Source organism: Dactylosporangium sp. CA-152071, assembly GCF_050936335.1.
GTDB lineage: Bacteria > Actinomycetota > Actinomycetes > Mycobacteriales > Micromonosporaceae > Dactylosporangium > Dactylosporangium maewongense.
The window spans coordinates 4,138,950-4,156,483 of record NZ_JBNJMZ010000002.1; the positions used below are offsets into that span (position 1 = coordinate 4,138,950).

At 74.3% G+C, this 17,534-nt stretch carries 19 protein-coding genes; 12 read left to right on the top strand and 7 right to left on the bottom strand.

Annotated elements, in window-relative coordinates; translation table 11 throughout:
* Positions 1-133: 133 nt before the first annotated feature.
* Genes ACQEVZ_RS58380 through ACQEVZ_RS58390 form a run of 3 tightly spaced genes read left to right on the top strand, consistent with a single transcriptional unit; the run spans position 134 to position 2,641 of the window.
* Positions 134-1,213 (top strand): PucR family transcriptional regulator, encoded by a 1,080-nt coding sequence (locus tag ACQEVZ_RS58380; RefSeq protein WP_433385346.1) that lies wholly within the window; start codon positions 134-136, stop codon positions 1,211-1,213.
* 43 nt (positions 1,214-1,256) lie between these two features.
* Complete coding sequence (locus ACQEVZ_RS58385; RefSeq protein ID WP_433385349.1) at positions 1,257-1,985, top strand: MerR family transcriptional regulator; 729 nt, start codon at positions 1,257-1,259, stop codon at positions 1,983-1,985.
* Positions 1,985-2,641: a hypothetical protein gene (locus tag ACQEVZ_RS58390; RefSeq protein WP_433385352.1), complete on the top strand. Its 657-nt coding sequence runs from the start codon at positions 1,985-1,987 to the stop codon at positions 2,639-2,641. The genes ACQEVZ_RS58385 and ACQEVZ_RS58390 overlap by 1 nt, the downstream gene beginning before the upstream one ends.
* Before the next feature lie 13 nt (positions 2,642-2,654).
* Here ACQEVZ_RS58390 and ACQEVZ_RS58395 read toward each other — a convergent pair whose 3' ends face one another.
* The 3 genes from ACQEVZ_RS58395 to ACQEVZ_RS58405 form a co-directional block, all read right to left on the bottom strand.
* A complete protein-coding gene (locus ACQEVZ_RS58395; protein WP_433385355.1) occupies positions 2,655-3,920 on the bottom strand; it encodes a family 16 glycosylhydrolase in 1,266 nt (421 codons plus the stop codon).
* 99 nt (positions 3,921-4,019) lie between these two features.
* On the bottom strand, positions 4,020-4,259 hold the full coding sequence (locus tag ACQEVZ_RS58400; protein WP_433385358.1) for a helix-turn-helix domain-containing protein: 240 nt from the start codon (positions 4,257-4,259) through the stop codon (positions 4,020-4,022).
* Positions 4,259-4,864: a DUF2975 domain-containing protein gene (locus ACQEVZ_RS58405; RefSeq protein ID WP_433385360.1), complete on the bottom strand. Its 606-nt coding sequence runs from the start codon at positions 4,862-4,864 to the stop codon at positions 4,259-4,261. Before ACQEVZ_RS58405 ends, ACQEVZ_RS58400 begins: the two co-directional genes overlap by 1 nt.
* A 112-nt stretch (positions 4,865-4,976) precedes the next feature.
* Here ACQEVZ_RS58405 and ACQEVZ_RS58410 point away from each other — a divergent pair, with 112 nt between their 5' ends.
* The 4 genes from ACQEVZ_RS58410 to ACQEVZ_RS58425 all read left to right on the top strand — a co-directional run bounded on the left by ACQEVZ_RS58410 (position 4,977) and on the right by ACQEVZ_RS58425 (position 10,475).
* Positions 4,977-5,789: an SAM-dependent methyltransferase gene (locus ACQEVZ_RS58410; protein ID WP_433385363.1), complete on the top strand. Its 813-nt coding sequence runs from the start codon at positions 4,977-4,979 to the stop codon at positions 5,787-5,789.
* Positions 5,790-5,962: 173 nt separating this feature from the next.
* Positions 5,963-6,622: a hypothetical protein gene (locus ACQEVZ_RS58415; protein ID WP_433385366.1), complete on the top strand. Its 660-nt coding sequence runs from the start codon at positions 5,963-5,965 to the stop codon at positions 6,620-6,622.
* The gene (locus tag ACQEVZ_RS58420; RefSeq protein ID WP_433385369.1) at positions 6,619-9,693 is read left to right on the top strand and encodes a phosphatidylglycerol lysyltransferase domain-containing protein; all 3,075 of its coding nucleotides are present in this window, start codon (positions 6,619-6,621) and stop codon (positions 9,691-9,693) included. Before ACQEVZ_RS58415 ends, ACQEVZ_RS58420 begins: the two co-directional genes overlap by 4 nt.
* Positions 9,690-10,475, top strand: coding sequence for a hypothetical protein (locus tag ACQEVZ_RS58425; protein WP_354904283.1), 786 nt, complete (start codon positions 9,690-9,692; stop codon positions 10,473-10,475). The genes ACQEVZ_RS58420 and ACQEVZ_RS58425 overlap by 4 nt, the downstream gene beginning before the upstream one ends.
* Before the next feature lie 15 nt (positions 10,476-10,490).
* On the opposite strand, the gene ACQEVZ_RS58430 is transcribed toward ACQEVZ_RS58425, so the two are convergent.
* Entirely contained in the window at positions 10,491-10,640 is a 150-nt protein-coding gene (locus ACQEVZ_RS58430; protein ID WP_433385373.1) for a hypothetical protein, read from the bottom strand.
* Positions 10,641-10,805: 165 nt separating this feature from the next.
* Here ACQEVZ_RS58430 and ACQEVZ_RS58435 point away from each other — a divergent pair, with 165 nt between their 5' ends.
* Positions 10,806-10,997, top strand: a complete 192-nt coding sequence (locus tag ACQEVZ_RS58435) for a hypothetical protein (RefSeq protein WP_433385376.1) — start codon at positions 10,806-10,808, stop codon at positions 10,995-10,997.
* Between the two features lies 1 nt (position 10,998).
* On the opposite strand, the gene ACQEVZ_RS58440 is transcribed toward ACQEVZ_RS58435, so the two are convergent.
* On the bottom strand, positions 10,999-11,580 hold the full coding sequence (locus tag ACQEVZ_RS58440; RefSeq protein WP_433385379.1) for a hypothetical protein: 582 nt from the start codon (positions 11,578-11,580) through the stop codon (positions 10,999-11,001).
* Positions 11,581-11,705: 125 nt separating this feature from the next.
* Between ACQEVZ_RS58440 and ACQEVZ_RS58445 the strand changes: the two genes are divergently transcribed.
* From ACQEVZ_RS58445 to ACQEVZ_RS58460, 4 genes are all read left to right on the top strand, one after another.
* Positions 11,706-12,296, top strand: a complete 591-nt coding sequence (locus ACQEVZ_RS58445; protein ID WP_433385382.1) for a DUF4232 domain-containing protein — start codon at positions 11,706-11,708, stop codon at positions 12,294-12,296.
* Positions 12,281-12,718, top strand: coding sequence for a hypothetical protein (locus ACQEVZ_RS58450; RefSeq protein WP_433385385.1), 438 nt, complete (start codon positions 12,281-12,283; stop codon positions 12,716-12,718). Before ACQEVZ_RS58445 ends, ACQEVZ_RS58450 begins: the two co-directional genes overlap by 16 nt.
* A 62-nt stretch (positions 12,719-12,780) precedes the next feature.
* Positions 12,781-13,248: a PaaI family thioesterase gene (locus ACQEVZ_RS58455; protein ID WP_344504494.1), complete on the top strand. Its 468-nt coding sequence runs from the start codon at positions 12,781-12,783 to the stop codon at positions 13,246-13,248.
* Positions 13,248-13,877: a CPBP family glutamic-type intramembrane protease gene (locus ACQEVZ_RS58460; RefSeq protein ID WP_433385389.1), complete on the top strand. Its 630-nt coding sequence runs from the start codon at positions 13,248-13,250 to the stop codon at positions 13,875-13,877. The genes ACQEVZ_RS58455 and ACQEVZ_RS58460 overlap by 1 nt, the downstream gene beginning before the upstream one ends.
* Before the next feature lie 43 nt (positions 13,878-13,920).
* Here ACQEVZ_RS58460 and ACQEVZ_RS58465 read toward each other — a convergent pair whose 3' ends face one another.
* Positions 13,921-15,519, bottom strand: a complete 1,599-nt coding sequence (locus tag ACQEVZ_RS58465) for an alkaline phosphatase D family protein (RefSeq protein ID WP_433385392.1) — start codon at positions 15,517-15,519, stop codon at positions 13,921-13,923.
* A 401-nt stretch (positions 15,520-15,920) separates the two neighbouring features.
* A complete protein-coding gene (locus tag ACQEVZ_RS58470) occupies positions 15,921-17,477 on the bottom strand; it encodes an ADP-ribosyltransferase domain-containing protein (protein WP_433385395.1) in 1,557 nt (518 codons plus the stop codon).
* Between the last annotated feature and the right edge of the window lie 57 nt (positions 17,478-17,534).

Sequence of the window (17,534 nt, forward strand, 5' to 3'; positions counted from 1 at the left end):
GCTCTCCTGACGGCGGGGGGCGTTGTTACCTTGCGGTAACAGAAAAGCCGCGGTACAAACGCATCGATAGTCGTCAGAGTGCAACGCCCGGCGGGTGGATTGTGCACGGGCCACAACGGCGGGGGGCGGGACGGTGTCGCTGGGGCCGCTGCTGCGGGACATGGCCGGGGACCCCGGCATCGTCGAGGAGCTCGTCGCCGCGGCCCGGGCGTGCTCGGCGGAGGTGGCGCGGCTCCCCGAGGAGGAGAACCGGCGGCACATCGCGGTGCTGTTCATGGCCGGGCTCGCCGCGTTCGAGCGGCTCACCGATCCCAGCGCCGACGACTTCGCGGAGGCGACCCGGCTCGGCGCGGACCGGGCCGCGCAGGGCGTGCCGCTCAGCGCGCTGCTCAGCGCCGTGCAGGCCGGCCGCACCCGGGCGTTCGAGATCGCGGTGGTGCGCGGCCGGGCCGCCGGCATCCGCGACGAGGTCCTCCTCACCGCGGCGCTGGAGTTCGACCGGTACGCCGGCGCCCTCGAACGCCATGTCATCGCCGGCTACCGCACCGCCGAGCTCGAGCTGCGCCGCGACGGGCACGACGAGCGCGCCGCGCTGCTGCGCCGACTCCTGGCCGGCGAGCCCGCCGACAGCGCGGACCTCGCCCGCTTCCGCCTGCACCCGGCCGGCCGCTACCACTGCCTCGTGGCGTCCTGCGCGATCGACCAGCGCGGCGGGCTCTTCGGGTCCGTCGACGGGCGGCCCTCCGGGCTGACGCCGCGGCGGCCCGCCGACGCCGAGGTCGGTCCGCGGACACTGGTCGTGGTGTCCCCCGCCGTGCCGCTCGCCGAGGCCGCCGCCGCGTACGCGCTGTGCCTCGACGCGCTGCCCACCGCCGTCCGGGACGGGCGGCGCGGGGTGCACGACGTCACCGGGCTCGCCGCCGGGACCGCGCTGGCCATGCAGCCCCGGCTGGCGGCGATGCTCAGCGACACCCTGCTCGGCGGGCTGCGGCAGGACGACGAGTTCCACCGGGAGCTGGCCGGCACCGCCCTGGCGTACCTCGATCACGGCCAGCGGCTGGACCAGGCGGCGTCGGCGCTGCACGTGCACCCCAACACCGTGCGGTACCGGCTGCGCAGGCTCCAGGAGGTCACCGGACTGCCGCCCGTGGAGGGGGTCCTCGACACCGTGCGCGTCTGGTGGGCCCTGCGCACCTGGCTGGACGGCGCCTGACCGGGCTTGACCTTGCCGCAGCGTCAACGTTTCTACTTGAGGCATGCGGATCGGCGAGCTCGCCGCGCTGGTCGGGGTGTCCACCCGTACCGTGCGGCACTACCACCACCTGGGCCTGATGCCCGAGCCCGAGCGGCTCGTCAACGGCTACCGCGAGTACCGGCTGCGCGACGCCGTCGCCCTCGCCCGCGTGCGGCGCCTCGCCGAGCTCGGCCTGTCCCTCGACGAGATCCGCGACGTGCTCGCCGACGACCAGGGCCGCGAGCTGCGGGAGGTGCTGCGGGAGCTGGACGACGACCTGGCCCGGCAGCAGGCCGCCCTCGCCGCCCGCCGGGAGCGGCTCGCGGCCCTGCTGGCCTCCCCCGACCTCGGCCCCGACTCGACCGTGTCGCCGGAGATGGCCGCGGTGCTGCGGGACCTGCCGGCCGGCGCGTCGGCGTTCGGCGCCCTCGACCGCGAGCTGCTGGCGATGATCGACACGAACGCCGGCTCGGACCTCGCCGACCTCCTGCGCCCCCTGACCTCACCGGAGGCGCAGGCCCGGGGCGCGTCCCTCTACGCGAGGATGGACGAGCTCGCGGCCGCCGACGTCGCCGACCCGCGGGTCGGCGCGCTCGCCGAGGAGCTCGCGGACTACCTGCCGCCGCAGATGGCGGCCGCGATGACCGGCGCCGGGCCCGGCCACTGGATGGACACCGTCACCGCGGAGATGTCCGCCGCGCAGGCCGAGGTGTTCCGCCGGCTGCTGGACCTGCTGCGGGAGCGTGGCTGATGCGCGCCGCGTACGAACGACTCGTGCCGCTGCGGCTGCGGCGGATCATCGGCTTCGACGCCAAGGGTGCGGTGAGCCTGGTGCTGTGGCTGACCGGCCGCCGGCACGGCGTGCCCGCCGGCGCCGTGCCCGTGCCGTACTTCGGCGCCCAGGCCCCCGCGCTGCTGGTCTTCCTCGGCGCGATGGTGGTCGAGCTCTTCGTCGTCGAGGTCGTCCTGCGCTCCCTCGGCGCGCCCTTCGCCGTCCGCGCGGCCCTGCTCGCGCTCGACGGGTACTCGATCATGCTGGCGCTGGCGGTCATCGCCGCCTACGTGACCCGGCCGCACGTCGTCTCCGCGACCGGGGTCCGCATCCGCTCCGGCGCGTTCTTCGACCTGAGCGTCCCCCGCGAGCAGATCGCTTCGGTGCGCCGGATCCGCGCGTACAACGAGAAAGGCAGCGTCCGCGTCGACGGCGCCATCCTCACCGTGGCGGTGTCGTCCCAGGCCAACCTGCAGCTGGAGCTGACCGGCCCGGTCACGGCCGTCCGCCCGCTGGGCGCGACCTGCGAGGTCCGGACGGTCCGCTGCTTCGCCGACGACCCGGACGCCGCGCTCGCCGCCTTCGAGACCCTCGGACCCGGGCAGGCCGCCCGGCCTGGGGACCGGGCGGCCTGAGGTCGGGCGGGCGTTACGCGAAGGTCCACCGCTGGTTTGTGCTGGCGGCGCAGTCCCAGATCTGCAGCGGGGTGCCGTTGGCCGAGGAGACGTCCTTGGCGTCGAGGCACTTGCCGAGGGCGCGGACCGTGCCGTCGGCGTTCGCGGTCCACTTCTGCGCGGCGGTGCCGTTGCAGTCCCACAGCTGGACCTTGGTGCCGTTGGCGGAGCTGGCCGCGTTGACGTCCAGGCACTTGCCGAGGGCACGGATCGTGCCGTCACCGGGGCGGGACCACTTCTGCGCGCCGGTGCCGTTGCAGTCCCAGAGCTGGACCTGCGTGCCGTTGGCGGTGTTGGCCGCGTTGACGTCGACGCACTTGCCGCCGATGCCCGTGATGCGGTTGCCGGTGGCGGGCGGCGGGGTCGTGGTGCCGCCGCCGGTGGTGTACGCGTAGACCCGCACGTAGTCGACCGTCATCGTCTGCGGGAAGGTGGTGCCGCCGTCGGGCGAGCCGGGCCAGTTGCCGCCGACGGCGACGTTGAGCAGCATGAAGAACGGGTGGTCGTAGACCCACTTGTTGCCGCGGGTGTCGGCCGGGGTCTGGCGGAAGTACTGGGCCCCGTCGAGGTACCAGGTGACCGAGTCGGGCGCCCAGTCGACGGAGAAGGTGTGGAAGTCGTCGGCGAGCGCGCGGCCGCCGGACAGCACGGTGGATCCGGTGAGCGGGTTGCCGCCGGAGTAGCCGGGGCCGTGCAGCGTGCCGTGGACGGTGCCGGGCTCCTTGCCGACGTTCTCCATGATGTCGATCTCGCCGCTGTTGGGCCACGGGTTGGTGCCGATGTCGTCGCCCAGCATCCAGAACGCCGGCCACAGGCCCTGGCCGCGCGGGATCTTGATGCGCGCCTCGAAGCGGCCGTACTTCTGCGTGAACCTGCCCGCGGTCAGCAGCCGGGAGGAGGTGTACGTGCAGCGCCCGTACCAGCAGTTGTAGTTGCCGGGGTTCTCCTTGCGGGCGGTGATGACGAGGTTGCCGGCGCCGTCGAGCGCCGAGTTGGCCGCGCCGTCGGTGTAGTACTGCAGCTCGCTGTTGCCGAAGCCGCCGCCACCGACGTCGTGCTTCCACTTCGACGCGTCCGGCGCGGCGCCCGACGGGCCGTTGAACTCGTCCGACCACGTGAGGTTGCCGATGCCGGCGGACGCCTCGGGTGTGTCGTGCAGGGTGGTGGCGACCAGACCGGCGACGGCGAGCGCGAGGGCGGTCGCGATCACCGTCAGCCGGCGCCGGGTGGAGGTGCGCACAGATGCTCCCGAAAGGTCTGGGGATTGATCACCGACCACGCTATGAAGAGAGCGCTCTCACGGTCAATCGCCGCACCTCAACGCCACCGTTCGGTTTGCTTATTCTTTCCTTTCCTCCGGCACCTGCACCGTGAACAGGTCGCCCGGCTGGCACTCCAGGGCCTCGCAGAGGGCGGTCAGAGTGCTGAAGCGGATCGCCCGCGCGTGCCCGTTCTTCAGCACCGACAGGTTCGCCAGCGTGATGCCCACCTTCGCCGCCAGGTCGGTCAGCGTCATGCCCCGCTCGGCGAGCAGCCGGTCGATGTGCACGTCGACCCGGTGGTCGTCGGCCGGTGGCATCAGATGACCTCCGCCAGCTCGGCCTGCAGCGCCCGGCCCCGCTGGATGATCTCGGCGAGCGCGAGGAACCCGGCACCGCACAGGCACCACCCGAGCGGCAGGTCGGCGCCGGTGCTGGGCGGCTCCGCCACCACCGTCGCCGAGAGCTGGAACCCGGCGAGCAGCTCGAGCTCGAACGCCGCGAGGCTGCCCAGGAGCACGACCCAGCCGACCGCCCTCAGCCGCCGGACGTTCGCGGCGGCGAACGGGTCGCCGCGCCGGGCGGCTCGGACCACGAGCAGCAGCATCACGAGGGCGAACACGACGATCGCGAACCACGGCAGGGACTGCGCCGCGTGCCACCCCACCTGCGCCACGCTCGGGTGGTCGACCAGGACGTGGAGCTCGGTGTCCGGGTCGAGCCGCACCCCGGGCCGCAGGCCGGTCACCGCGTCCGGCGGGACCACCACCCCGGCACCGGCGACGACGCTGATCGGGTCGCGGGCCACCATCGCCCACACGTTGACCACCGCCACCACTGCGCACACCCCGAGCGCCACGAACAGCAGCGTCCGCAGCTCCCCGAGATAGTCCGGGCGGCGCAGCCGCGCCAGCAACCGCTTCATGGGTACACCTCCTGCTTATCGATTTTCGATATACCGATAATCGATAAGAGCGCGAACTGTGTCAAGCCCGCTACGATGCCGCCTTATCGACTGCCGTCTGGAGGCTCCCACCGTGCACCCCGACCAGCCACAGCCCGACCCGCGCCTCGACGCCGGCGCCGTGTCGCCCGCTCGCCGGTGGAACTACTGGCTCGGCGGCAAGGACCACTTCCAGGTCGACCGGGACTCCGGCGACCGGATCGCCGGCGCGTACCCCGCGATCCGCACCGCCGCGCAGGAGGGCCGCGCGTTCCACAACCGCACGATCCGCTTCCTCGCCCGCGAGGCCGGGATCCGGCAGTTCCTGGACATCGGCACCGGCCTGCCCGCGCCGCACAACACGCACGAGGTCGCGCAGGCGATCGCGCCGGAGACCCGGGTCGTCTACGTCGACAACGACCCGATGGTGCTCGCCCACGCCCGCGCGCTGCTGATCGGCTCCGCGGAGGGCGTCACCAACTACGTCGACGCGGACCTCAACGAACCGGCCGCGATCCTCGGCGCGCCCGAGCTGGCCGCGACGCTCGACCTCGGCGAGCCGGTGGGGATCCTGCTGTACGCGGTGCTGCACTTCATCCGCGACGACGAGCACGCGCGGAAGGTCGTGACGGAGCTGCTCGCGGCCGTCCCGGCGGGCAGCTACATCGTCGCGACGAACTCCACGAAGGACTTCGTCGAGCCGCCCGTCGCCGCCATGTACGACCAGCTCCTCGCGCGGGGCCTGGTGGATGCCTGGCCGCGGGACCGGGACACGTTCGCGCGGTTCTTCGACGGGCTGCGGCTGGTCGAGCCGGGCATCGTGCCGATCAGCGAGTGGCGCCCCGACGCCGCCGGGCACCCGACGCCCGCCGAGGTCTCCATGTACGGCGCGATGGCCGTCAAGTAGTCCCCGGCCCATCGTCCGCTCGATCACGGGGGGCACCCGGGCATCGTGACCGCCACCGACCGGCGAGGTGGCGGTCCGCCCGTGGAGGTACGCCTCCCGGCCAATACTGACTGATGGGGTGAAACGGGCGCAGTTGGCATATCCGGCACCCCGGCCCGGACGACGCTGGGGCCATGCACAGCGTCACCAAGATCCTGCCGTTCGTGTGCGTCGCCCTCGCGGGCGGGTGCACCAGCTCCGCCGGCGGCGCCGCGCCGGCCCCGTCGCCGCGGGTGTCGTCGGCGACCGGCACGTTCGCCCCCTACACGCCGGGCGCGACCGCCATCACGTACGACCCGGCGCTCGTCCCGGACGGGGCGGTCGCCACCCTCAGCATCACCGAGACGTCGTCGGACAGCCGGGTCTGGTTCACCGTCGCCGGGCTGCTGCCGAACCGCACCTACGGCGTCCACCTGCACACGAACCCGTGCGGCGCGACACCCGACGCCGCCGGGCCGCACTTCCAGCACCGGCACCCGCCGGCCACGCAGCCCAACGCGCCGTCGCCGCCCGGGCCGGTGTCGCCGCCGCAGACGGCGTCGCCGCCGGTGACGCCGCCGGAGACCCCGGCCGCCCCGATGAAGGCCGACCCCTCGTACGCGAACCCGCAGAACGAGGTGTGGCTCGACGTGACGACCCGCGCCGACGGCCGGGGGTCGGCGGTCGCCACCCACCCGTGGACGTTCGACCCGGCGCCGAGGTCCCTGGTCATCCACGCGACGGCGACGAAGACCGCTGACGGGCAGGCCGGCGACGCCGGGCCCCGGGTCGCCTGCCTGACTCTGCCGGCGTGACCGCCGCCGAGCCCGACGCCGCCGAGCCCGACGCCGCCGAGCCCGACGCTGACGAGTCGCCTGATCAGGGGTCCGACGACGAGCCGGCCGGCGCGGAGTTCGTCGAGGCGGCCGAGGATGTCGAGGCGGCCGAGGATGCGGTGCCGGACCTGATCACGGTGCCGCTGCCGCCGGGGGCGAAGGCGCTCGTCTGCGGCGACCTGCACCTCGCGCCGCACCCGACCGACGCGTCCGCCCAGATCGAACGCGACCTCGCGGACCGTCTCGACGGATGGGGTGACGGCCCGGGCGCGGTCGTGCTCAACGGCGACGTGATCGAGCTGTGGGGCGAGCCCGGCGGCACCGTCGAGGCCGCCCTGAACGCGCACCCGCGGCTGACCGGGGCCCTGCGGGCGTTCGCGGCGGCGCCCGGCCGGCACGTGGTCGTGGTCGTCGGCAACCACGACGCGGCGATCGCCTGGGACGGCGTGTCCGCGAAGACGTTCGCCCGGCAGGCCGGCGCCCGCTGCGCCCTGGCCGTGGAGCTGGACGTCGAGACGCCCGCCGGGCGCAGGGTCGTGCGGGTCGAGCACGGCCACGCCTACGACCCCGCCAACGCGCTGCGCGACCCGCGCAACCCGCTCGACTCGCCCCTCGGGCAGCACATCGTGCAGGAGGTGCTGCCCGAGGTCCGGCACACCCCGCTGCTCGCGGACCTCACCGCGATCGCCGACCCCAACGCCATCGGGCAGTACGTCGCGTCGCGGCTCGTGTACCGCAGGCTCGGCCCGCGTGCCTGGTGGCTGCTGCTGCCGCTGCTCGCGGCGGTGCTGCTGCGCGTGCCGGAGCTGCTGACGCGCTCCAGCGTGCTGGGTCGGCTGCCCAGATGGACGGCGCTGGCCGGCGCGGGACTGATCGCGCAGGCGGCGCTGCTGGTGCTGCTCGCCGTCCTGACGTCCCGGGTCCTCTACACGGCCATGGCCGGCAGCCGGCTCGGTCCCCGCGGCATGCACCTCAACGGCACGCCGCGGGCGGTCGCGGCGTCGCTGTGCGCCGACGGGCTCGCCGGGCTCGTCACCAACCACACCCACCAGCCGGAGCTGGCCGCGGTCCCCGGCGGGTTCTACGCCAACAGCGGCTGCGGCGTGCGGTGCGTCGAGGCCCGGCCGGCCCGGTGGTTCCTGCCGCCGGTCTTCGCCCCGGTCCTGCGCCGCTCCTGGGTCGAGGTGACCGCCGGGCGCGACATCCAGGTCGACCTGGTCGTCGGCGAGTCCGACGGCGGCGGGCAGGCCCGCCTCGAGCGGCTCGCCGCCCGCCGCCGGCCCGCCACCGGCGTGCCGCCGGGCACGCCGAGGGTGGTGGCGAGCCTGCCGGGCGCGGCGGGCTGGCCGCTGCACCACACCGGGCTCGACCGGCGGGTCAGGGACCAGCGGACCCGGCGCGCGGCCGCGTGGGCGGTCGCCGCCGTCGCGGCGCTGAGCCTGGTGTCGGCGCTGACGACACCCCTGCGGGGGCGGCTCGCGGCGCTCCTGGAGCGGCTGCCGGTGGAGGTACCGCAGGCGGCGGCGGCAACGGTCGTCTTCTCCGGCACCGCGCTGCTGCTGCTCGCCTGGGGCCTGCGGCGCGGGCGGCGGCTCGCCTGGACGGCCACCGTGCTGCTGCTCGCGGCGACCGCGGTCCTGCACGTGGTGAAGGGCATCGACGTCGAGGAGGCGGCCCTCGCCGCGGTGGTCGCCGGGTGGCTGGTGTGGCACCGGGGCGCGTTCCCGTCCCGGCCCGGGAGCCAGCAGGTCCGGCGGGCCACGGTGGCGCTGCTCGCCGGCGGGCTGCTCGTCGGGGCGGTGTCGGCCGCGCTGGTCCTCGCCGCCGGTGAGCGGGGCCGCGCCGGGCACGGGCACGACGCCGGGCTGACCGCCCGCGCCGTCGCCGACCGGCTCGTCGGCGACCGGGTCGTGCCGCTGCCGGCGGCCGTGCCGTTGCTGGCGCCCGCCCTGTACGCGGCCGGGCTCAGCCTGCTCCTGCTGGTGGGGTGGCTGCTCGTGCAACCCCGGCTGCACCGGCCGCCGAGCGTCGCGGAGCACCGGGCGGACCTGGAGCGGGCCCGCCGGATCGTGGCCGAGCACGGCGGCGACACGCTCGCCTACTTCGCGCTGCGCGACGACAAGTCGTGGTTCTTCACCGGCGACTGCGTCGTCGCCTACGCGGTCCGCGACGGCGTGTGCCTCGTCTCCCCCGACCCGATCGGGCCGCCCGAGCAGTGGACGGCGGCGTGGGCGGAGTTCACGGCGTTCGCCGACGGGCACGGCTGGCCGGTGAGCGTCGTCGGCGCCGCCGAGGGCTGGCTGCCGGTCTACCGCTGCGCCGGCCTGCGCCCCGTCTACCTGGGCGACGAGGCGATCGTCGACTGCGGCGCGTTCACCCTCGACGGGCGGGCGATGAAGGGGCTGCGCAGCGCCTGCAACCGGGTCCGCCGGGCCGGCTTCACCGTCCGCTTCCACGACCCCGCCGCGCTCCCCGACGGCCTGCGCGAGGAGCTGCGGGCGCTGATGACGCAGAGCCGCCGCGGCGACGTCGAGCGCGGCTTCTCGATGACGCTGTCGCGGCTGTTCGACCCCCGGGACACCGGGCTGCTCCTCGCCGTCGCCTACGGCCCCGACGGCCGTGCGGCCGGCTTCTGCCACTGGATCCCGGCCGCCGACATCGCCGGCTGGTCCCTGGACGTGATGCGCCGTGGCACCGACCCCGACCTGCCAAACGGCCTCACCGACTTCATCATCGTCGAGACCATCGAGCGGCTCCGCTCGCTGGGCTCGTGGGGCCTCGGCCTCAACTTCGCCGTCATGCGCCAGGTGCTGGCCGGCGAGCGCGGCGAGGGGCACCTCAACGACCTGCAGCGCCGGCTGCTGCACCGTTTCTCCGGCAGCATGCAGATCGAGTCGCTGTGGCACTTCAACGACAAGTACCAGCCGCTGTGGCGCCCCCGGTACCTGCTGCTCAGCGGCACCGAGCTGGCCGCGCAGGGCGTCGCGGTCGCCGGCGCGGAAGGCGTCTCCGAGCTGCCCGTGATCGGCCGTCTGCTCAACCGCTCATGAGCCTGCTCCTGGCGCTCGCCGCGGCCTTCGGCTACGGCGTCGCGTCGGTGCTGCAGGCCTCCGGCGCCCGGCGCTCCCCGGGCATGCTGCAGACCCTGCGCGCCCCGGCCTACCTGACCGGCATCTGCCTGGACCTCGTCTCCTGGCTGCTGTCCCTCGCCGCGTTGCGGGTGCTGCCGGTGTACCAGGTGCAGGCGGTCCTCGCCGGTTCGCTCGCCGTCACGGTCGTCGCGGCCCGGGTCATGCTCAAGGCCCGCCTCCGCGGGCGGGACGTGGCGGCGGTCGCGGTCACCGTCGTGGCCCTCGCCGCCCTCGCGGCCGCGGCCGGCCCGCAGGCCCCGGCGGCGCCGCCCACCGCCATCCGGCTCGCCCTGGCCCTGGCCACGGTCCCCGTCGCCCTCGCCGGCTGGGCCGCCGCCCGGCACGGCGCCCCGAACCTCGCCGGCGCCGTCGCCGGGCTCGCCTTCGGCGGCGCCGCCCTCTGCGCCCGGGCCGTCGGCTTCTCCGGCGCGTTCCTGTTGGAGCCGCTCGTGTGGGCCCTGGCCGTCTTCGGGGTGACGGGCATGCTCCTGTACGCCCACGCCCTCGAACACGGCCAGGTCGGGCCCGTCACCGCCCTGCTCTGGATCGTCGAGGTCATCGTCCCCTCCGCCGCCGGCGTCCTGCTCTTCGGCGACGACGTCCGCACCGGCTGGGCGCCGGTCGCCGTCACCGCCGTCACCGCCACCGTCGCGGCGGCCGCCGTCCTCGCGCACGCCCCGGCCACCGCCGCCGCCCAGTGACCGCCCTGGGACCGCTCAGCTCTCCAGGGCAGGCTTCAGGACCTCCTCGCACCACTGGCGGAAGGTGGTCGGGGTGGTGGCGGGGGTGCGGGGTTCGGCGTTGTCGAGGCCGGCGTCCTTGGCGAGGAACATGTCGACCATCGCCTGGGCCATCGGCTCCGACACGCCGCGGCCGAGGAGGCCGGCCGGGTCCTGCCCGACGGCGCGCCGGCCGACCTCGGCGGCGACCAGCCGGCTCGCTGCGCACCAGGCGCGCCCGGCGGGCAGGGCGCGCCCGCCGGGCCCAGACTGGATCTGGCGCAGATCTTCAACCTGGTCGCGCTGGGCGGCATGGTGTGGTTCCCGCCGGCGTCGGTGGCCCGCCGGCATCCCCGGCCCGAGATCGCGTACCGAACCGTCGACGACCTCAAGCCCAACACCCTGGTGGTGGCGTGGCCGCGGGACTCCCGTTCACCGGCCGTGGCGGCGTTCGTCCGGTCGGCCGTGAGCGTGGCCGCCGACGCTTCCTCGAACGGCCGGTGACTCACATGCTCTGGCGGAACAGGTACAGCTCCCGGTAGCGGTGCCCGAGCCATGGCGCCGACGCGTCGACGACGGTCGTGCCGCCCTGGTCGAGGCGGGCCACCTCGTGCGCCCGCCAGGCGCCGCCGAGCGCGGTGATCTCCGCCAGGTCCGGCAGGTCGCGGTGCCCGTGCGCGGCGCCGAAGTCCTCGACCATCACGTCGTGGAACGCGGCCGCGGTGAGGCCATCGAGCCCCCACACCGCCAGGAGCCGCAGGATGCCGCCCCAGCACGCCAGGTACGCGTCGTCGGGGGCGGCGAAGCACTCCGGCACCACCCGCAGCGCCTCGCGCACGGCCGGCGGGACCGCGTCGTCCGGCACCGCGTAGACCGTGCTCTCGTAGTTGTAGTCGCTGGTGTGCACGACGAGGAGGTACGGCGGGCCGTCTTGTGGCCGCGGCAGGTCGCCCTTGATCTCGGCGCCGAGCGCCTCCAGGAGCGCCCGGACGCGGGCGCGGGCCTTCGCCGCGTCGCCGTCGCCGAACACTGCGGGGACCAGGGCTGATGCCGCGTCGTGGCGGCTGAAGAGGTCGTCGTCGGTCACGGGCTGGATCGTTCCATGCCGGCGCAAGGGCCGGCGCAAGGGCTTTTGTGAGGGCCTTGTGAGGGCCTTGTGCAGGGACCGGCGCGGGTCGGCGGTGGTCGCGGCGGTACGGCATGATCGGCGGGATGAGCGCACGACGGCTGACGACGGTGGCGGTGGCGGTGGCGGCGCTGGCCGGGTGCGGCACGACGCCGGCCCACCCGCCCGCGGCCCGGCCCGACGTGTCGATCCCGGCGATCAGGTCGGCGTCGCCCTCCCTGACGCCGACGCCGGTGCCGGCACCCGCACCGACGTGCGACGCCGCCGGGGTGGCGCTGTCCGTCGGGGAGGTCGACGCGGCGATGGGGCTGCGCGCGGTCGGGGTGACGCTGCGCAACTGCGGCACGACCGTGTACACCCTGAACGGCTACCCCGACATCGCCGTCCTCGACGCCGAGCAGCGGCCGCTCGACGTCGCGGTCCTCGACGGCACCGCCAACGTGGCGACGATCGAGCGCTACGACGGCGTCCGGCCGAAGCGCCTCGACGTGCCGCCCGGCGGGACCGCCGTCGCGGTCCTGGTGTGGCGCAACCTCACCACCGACGCGGCGACCGTCGCCAAGGGCGAGTACATCTCCGTGGCGGCCGCGCCGGGGCAGGCGCGGCACACGCTGACGCTGTCGACCGATCCCGGCAACACGGGCAAGATGGGGGTCAGTCCATGGGTCGCCGGCTGATCGTGCTGGCCGTCCTGTGTGCCGCCTGCGCGGTCCCCATCGGCACGCCCGGGGGCGGCTGCCGGACGGCGCCGCCGGAGCTGCTCGACCTGCTCGCCGGCGACCCGGTCCTGACCGCCGACGTGCCGGGCACCGAGATCACCGCCCGGCACCGGAGCAACCCGTGCGACCCCGGCGAGGAGACGCGCGGGTCCGTGACGGTCGAGCGCACCCTCGCCGCCGGCACCGGCTGGGCCGACGTTCGCGCCCGGCACGCCGACCTGCTGGCCGCGAACGGCTGGACGGTCGCCACCGCCGAACCGCTCTGCGCCACGCGACCGGTGTCCGGCCGGGTGGTCGCGTTCGAGCTGCACCCCACCAGCGCCACCTTGATCGAGGCCGCGATCCGGTTCTGGCCGTTCCCGCGCGACACGGCCTGCTGACCGTCACCCGGCCGTGGTGCGGGCGTGACACGGCCGTCATCTTGACGTCGCACCGTCGCGGAATGGACGCCACCGCGCTGGCCAGGTCGCTGCTGGACCCCATCCCGGCGCACCGCACCGTGGGACTCGAGGTCGTGCGCGCCGTCAACGGCGTCGGCGTGGTCACGGTGACGGCGCCGCCGGCCCTCGCCAACGTCATCGGCTCGCTGCACTCCAGCGGCCTCGTCACCCTCGCCGACGCGGCCGGGCTCGCCGCGATCATCTCCGCGTGCCCGACCCCCGACGCGGTCCAGGGCGTCGTCCCGCTCGGCGCCGCCGCGACCATGCGCTTCCTCGCGCCGGCCCGCGGGCACCTGACCGCCACCTGCCGGCTCGACCCGGACGCCCGTGAGACCCTCGCCGAGGTGTTCATCGGCGTCGCCAACCGGGTCCGGATCGCCACCACCGCCGACATCACCGACGAGACCGGCGTCGTGGTGTGCCAGGGCACCTTCGACTGGAGCGTCCGCCGCGCGCCCGGCGCCGCCTGATGCGGGTCCGGCTCGCCGCCGAGTTCGGGCTCGTGTTCTTCGTGCTCATCGCGGTGTACGCCGTGGCGGCACCGCCCGGCGGCCCGATCCCCGTCCTGCTGCTGCTCGCCGTCGTCGCCGTGCTCCACCTGCGGCGGCAGCCCGGCTTCGACCGCCGCGACCTGTGGCGCCCAGGCGCGCTGCCGGCCCGCGACGTCTGGCGGCCGATGCTGGCGCTCTGGTGCGCCACCGCCGTGGCGATGACCGGCCTGGTCGCGTGGCTCGCCCCGGACCGGCTGTTCGACCTGCCCCGCGAGCGGCCGCTGCTGTGGGCCGCGATCGTCGTGTTCTACCCGCTCGCCTCCGTCTACCCGCAGGAGCTGCTCTACCGGGCGTTCCTGCTGCACCGGTACGCGCCGCTGTTCCCCTCACCGGCCGCCGCAGCGCTCGCCGGCGCGCTCGCGTTCGGCTTCGCGCACATCATCTTCGGCAACGTCCTCGCGGTCGTGCTGACCCTGGCGGGCGGCTGGCTGTTCGCCCGCCGCTACCAGCAGACCCGCTCCCTGTTCGTGGTCTCCGTCGAGCACGCCGCCTACGGCCTGCTCATCTTCACCGTCGGCCTGGGCGGCTTCTTCTACCACGGCGCGTGACCGGTCCTCCCGGTCACGCGCCGCTTGTGGACAGACCTTCGGGTCAGGCTTTCTGCAGGGTCGAGGTGCCGGCCTCGATGACGTACGACGCGCTGGTGCTCACCGGCGCCGTCCGGCTCGCGATCGTGTCCACCGTGCGGGCGTCGGTGCGCCAGCCGTACCGGCTGAGCTCACACCGCAGGTAGCCACGCTTCGAACCGTCGAAGTAGCGCACGTGCGGGTTGAGCGTCGGGTTGACCGCCTTGAGCGGCCCGTCGAACGCGATCGGGAAGTCGGAGCTGATCGACGTCGCGGTCAGCTCGACCGCCACCGACGGCTGCTCGGGCCGGTCGAAGTCCAGCTTGAGTTCGCTGAGCCAGGTCGAGTGGATGTCACCGGCGAGCACGACCGGGTTGGCGACCTTCGCGTCGACGAGGTGCCGCAGCAGGCGGTCGCGCTGCGGGGCGTACCCGTCCCACTGGTCGAGGTTCGCCACGATCGGCGGCACCCCGCCGGTCGGGTTCGGGAACTTGACGCGGCTCATCATGACCTGCTGGGCGATCACGTTCCACCGCGCCGGCGAGTGGTCCAGCCCCCTGGCCAGCCACCGCTCCTGGTCCTCACCCGTCAGCGTCCCGCCCGTGTTCGCGGTCCCCGCCCCAGGCAGCCCGAAGTCGCCCGGGAACCCGCCCGGCTGGTCCGTGCGGTACTGCCGCGTGTCGAGCACGTTGATCCGCGCCAGCCGCCCGAAGTCGAACCGGCGGAAGATCCGCAGGTCGGCGCTGCCGGGCTTCAGGTTCGCCCGGATCGGCATGTGCTCGTAGTACGCCTGGTACGCCGCCGCCCGCTGCCGCGCGAACACCTCCGGCGACTGGTGCTGCCCGCCCGTGTCGTCGATCTCGTCCGTCAGCGACGCGTAGTTGTTCTCCGTCTCGTGGTCGTCCCACGTCACGATCCACGGGAACGCGGCATGCGCCGCCTGCAGCAGCGGGTCGCTCTTGTACTGCGCGTGCCGGGCCCGGTAGTCGTCGAGCGTCCGCAGCTGGTCGAGCCCGGGCGTGGCCGGCGTCGTGTGCTGCCGGTCCGCGTACGCGCTGTGCGGGTCGTACTCGTAGATGTAGTCCCCGAGGTGCAGCACCACGTCGAGGTCCTCGGCGGCCAGCCCCGCGTAGGCCGGCCAGTAGCCGTTCTGGAAGTCCTGGCAGTTGACGATCCCGAACCGCAGCCCACCCCGGTCCGCCGACGGCGCCGGCGCGGTCTTCGTCCGCCCGACCGGGCTCAGCTCCCCCAGCGCCCGGAACCGGTAGAAGTACTCACGCCCCGGCCGCAAACCCCGAGCGTCCACGTGCACCGAATGCCCGAGCTGCGGCACGGCGACCGCGTGCCCCGACCGCACCACATCACGGAACCGCTCGTCCGACGCCACCTGCCAGTCGACCCTGACCGGCCGCGCCGCCAGCGGCCCCGCCGCCCGCAGCAGCCGGGTCCACAGGATCACCCCGTCGGGCAGCGGATCGCCGCTCGCCACCCCCAGCGCGAACACCCCAGCATGCCCCGGCAACGACCCGCCGTGCGCCACGGCCGGGTCCGCCGCCGTCAACGGCAACACCACCGCCCCGGCCGAGACCGCCGTCGTGGTGAGCACCTGACGCCGAGTGACCATGAACCCTCCCCAGAGTTGGATCCGCCCGTCGCCCCACTCTGCGCCACCCCGCCAACGCCTTCCGAAACACCGGACGAACGCCAGCCGCACGTTCCGAACCACCCCCGCCGCCGACAATCTCTTCCGGCGCGAACCTCTCACCCAGCGCGGCGCCAGGGGCAGCAGACGCGACACGAACCATGCGCCCGGCATCCCTGGCCACACCAAACAGGCCGGACCCGCTCAAGCCACGCCGCTCAGGCCACACCACCCAGGCGACACCGGTCAGGCCACACCACCCAGACCGCGCCGCACCGCTCAAGCCGCGCTGCCCCGAGCAGCAACCCAAGCCGCACCGCGCCGCCCAGGCCGGGGGCCCAGGCGGCGCTGCCCAAGTCGCGTGGGCCGGGAGGGCCCCGGGGTCAGCTGACCTGGTGCTGGTCTGGGAGCTCGGTCAGGCGGATGGTGCACAGGCCGCCGCGGTCCGCGTGCACGTCGGTCACCTGGAGTTGCGTGCCCGGGGTCAGGATGAACTCCTCCTCGCCGGTGAAGGCGGAGAACCGGCGGATGCCGACAGCGCGGGTGGGGTGGACCTCGAAGAGGGTGCGCTTGCCGCGGCGGCCCAGGAACGCCTCGGCGATGCTGAGCTTCGACGTACATGAGGAGACGCCCCACCAGGTGACAGTCTGGCCGGCCGGGTACTGCGCGCGCAGGTCCATCGACACGCCGCGCCACAGGGGCTCGGTGCGGGCGGGCAGGCGGGAGACGGCGGAGAACAGCAGGCGCAGATACGGCAGGTAGGGCACGACACGGGAGCGGTCGGGGCTGCGCAGGCTCGCGTTGATCTGCCGGTAGAAGGCGGACTCGCAGGTGTAGAGGTACAGGGCGGCGACCTCGGCGGCGGACAGGCCGTCGGTGTCGGCGCGGGACGTGCCGAACTGGTGCGACTGCTCGACGTGCCAGTCGAGGCCGGCGAGGACCTTCGCGGCGGGGGCGATCGCCTCGCGGAAGTCCATGAGCGGCGTGTCGAAGACGCCGGTGATGGCGGGGAGGGCGAGGCCCTCGTCCTTGACGCTGGCGAGCCGCTCCAGGTAGAGCTGGTGCAGCTCCATTGTGGACGCGATGAAGGCGCCCATGCGGTCGGCGGCGGCGGCCGACGCATTCCACCCCTTGCTCGGCAGCCAGTCGACCTCGTCGGCGCCGAGGTCGTCGAGCGCCGCGTTGACGGTGCCGAAGTGCTCGCCGTCGCAGAAGATGTCGCCCTGGGCGGCCGGGTTGGCGTGGTCGATGTGGCGGACCCGCACGCCCGGGTAGCGCTTCTCGAGGCGCTGCACGACGCTCTTCAGGCTGCGGGCGTGCGCGCCCCACCAGGCGAAGACGACGCTGCGGTCGGGCTCGTCGGCGTCCTGCTTGGCCTTGAGGATCTCCTCGACGAGCCGCTCGACGACGGGGCGCCAGAACGCGGTGTGCTGGTCGGTGGCCATCGCGCCGTCGCTGCTCGCGGTCAGCGACGCGTTGAGCAGCAGCACGCCCTGGGTGAGCATCGCCTGGAACCACTCGGGCGGCTGCACGGTGTCGTGCTCGCGCAGCAGCTTGCGGATGTCGGCGATCGGGGTCTTCTTCGGGATGCCGTGCTTCCACATCGCCGCGGCCTTGATGATGCAGCGGATGGAGATGACCTTGCCGAACTGGCTGTCGTCCCAGTCGTGGAACGTGTTGTCGAACATGGCGATGCCGGTGGCGCTCTCCGGCCGCGGGTAAGGATTCTGCCCGAAGACGACGACCTTCCACTTGTGCGGAGGGTTGGGCTTCAGCGCCTGGAACGTCAGCTCCCGCACGGGCACGACCTTCGGGCTGCGGCCCGGGCCGATGAACGAGGCCGCGGCCGGCTGCGCCTCGATGACGGGCTTCAGCAGCGGCAGCCACGGCTCGCCGCCACCGCTGAACAGCTCGGCAAGGCCCAACTCGTCGTCGCTCATGATGCCCCCAGGTCGCCGTCGATGGGGCCAGGCCCCGAAAACGCCCGGAGACTAACA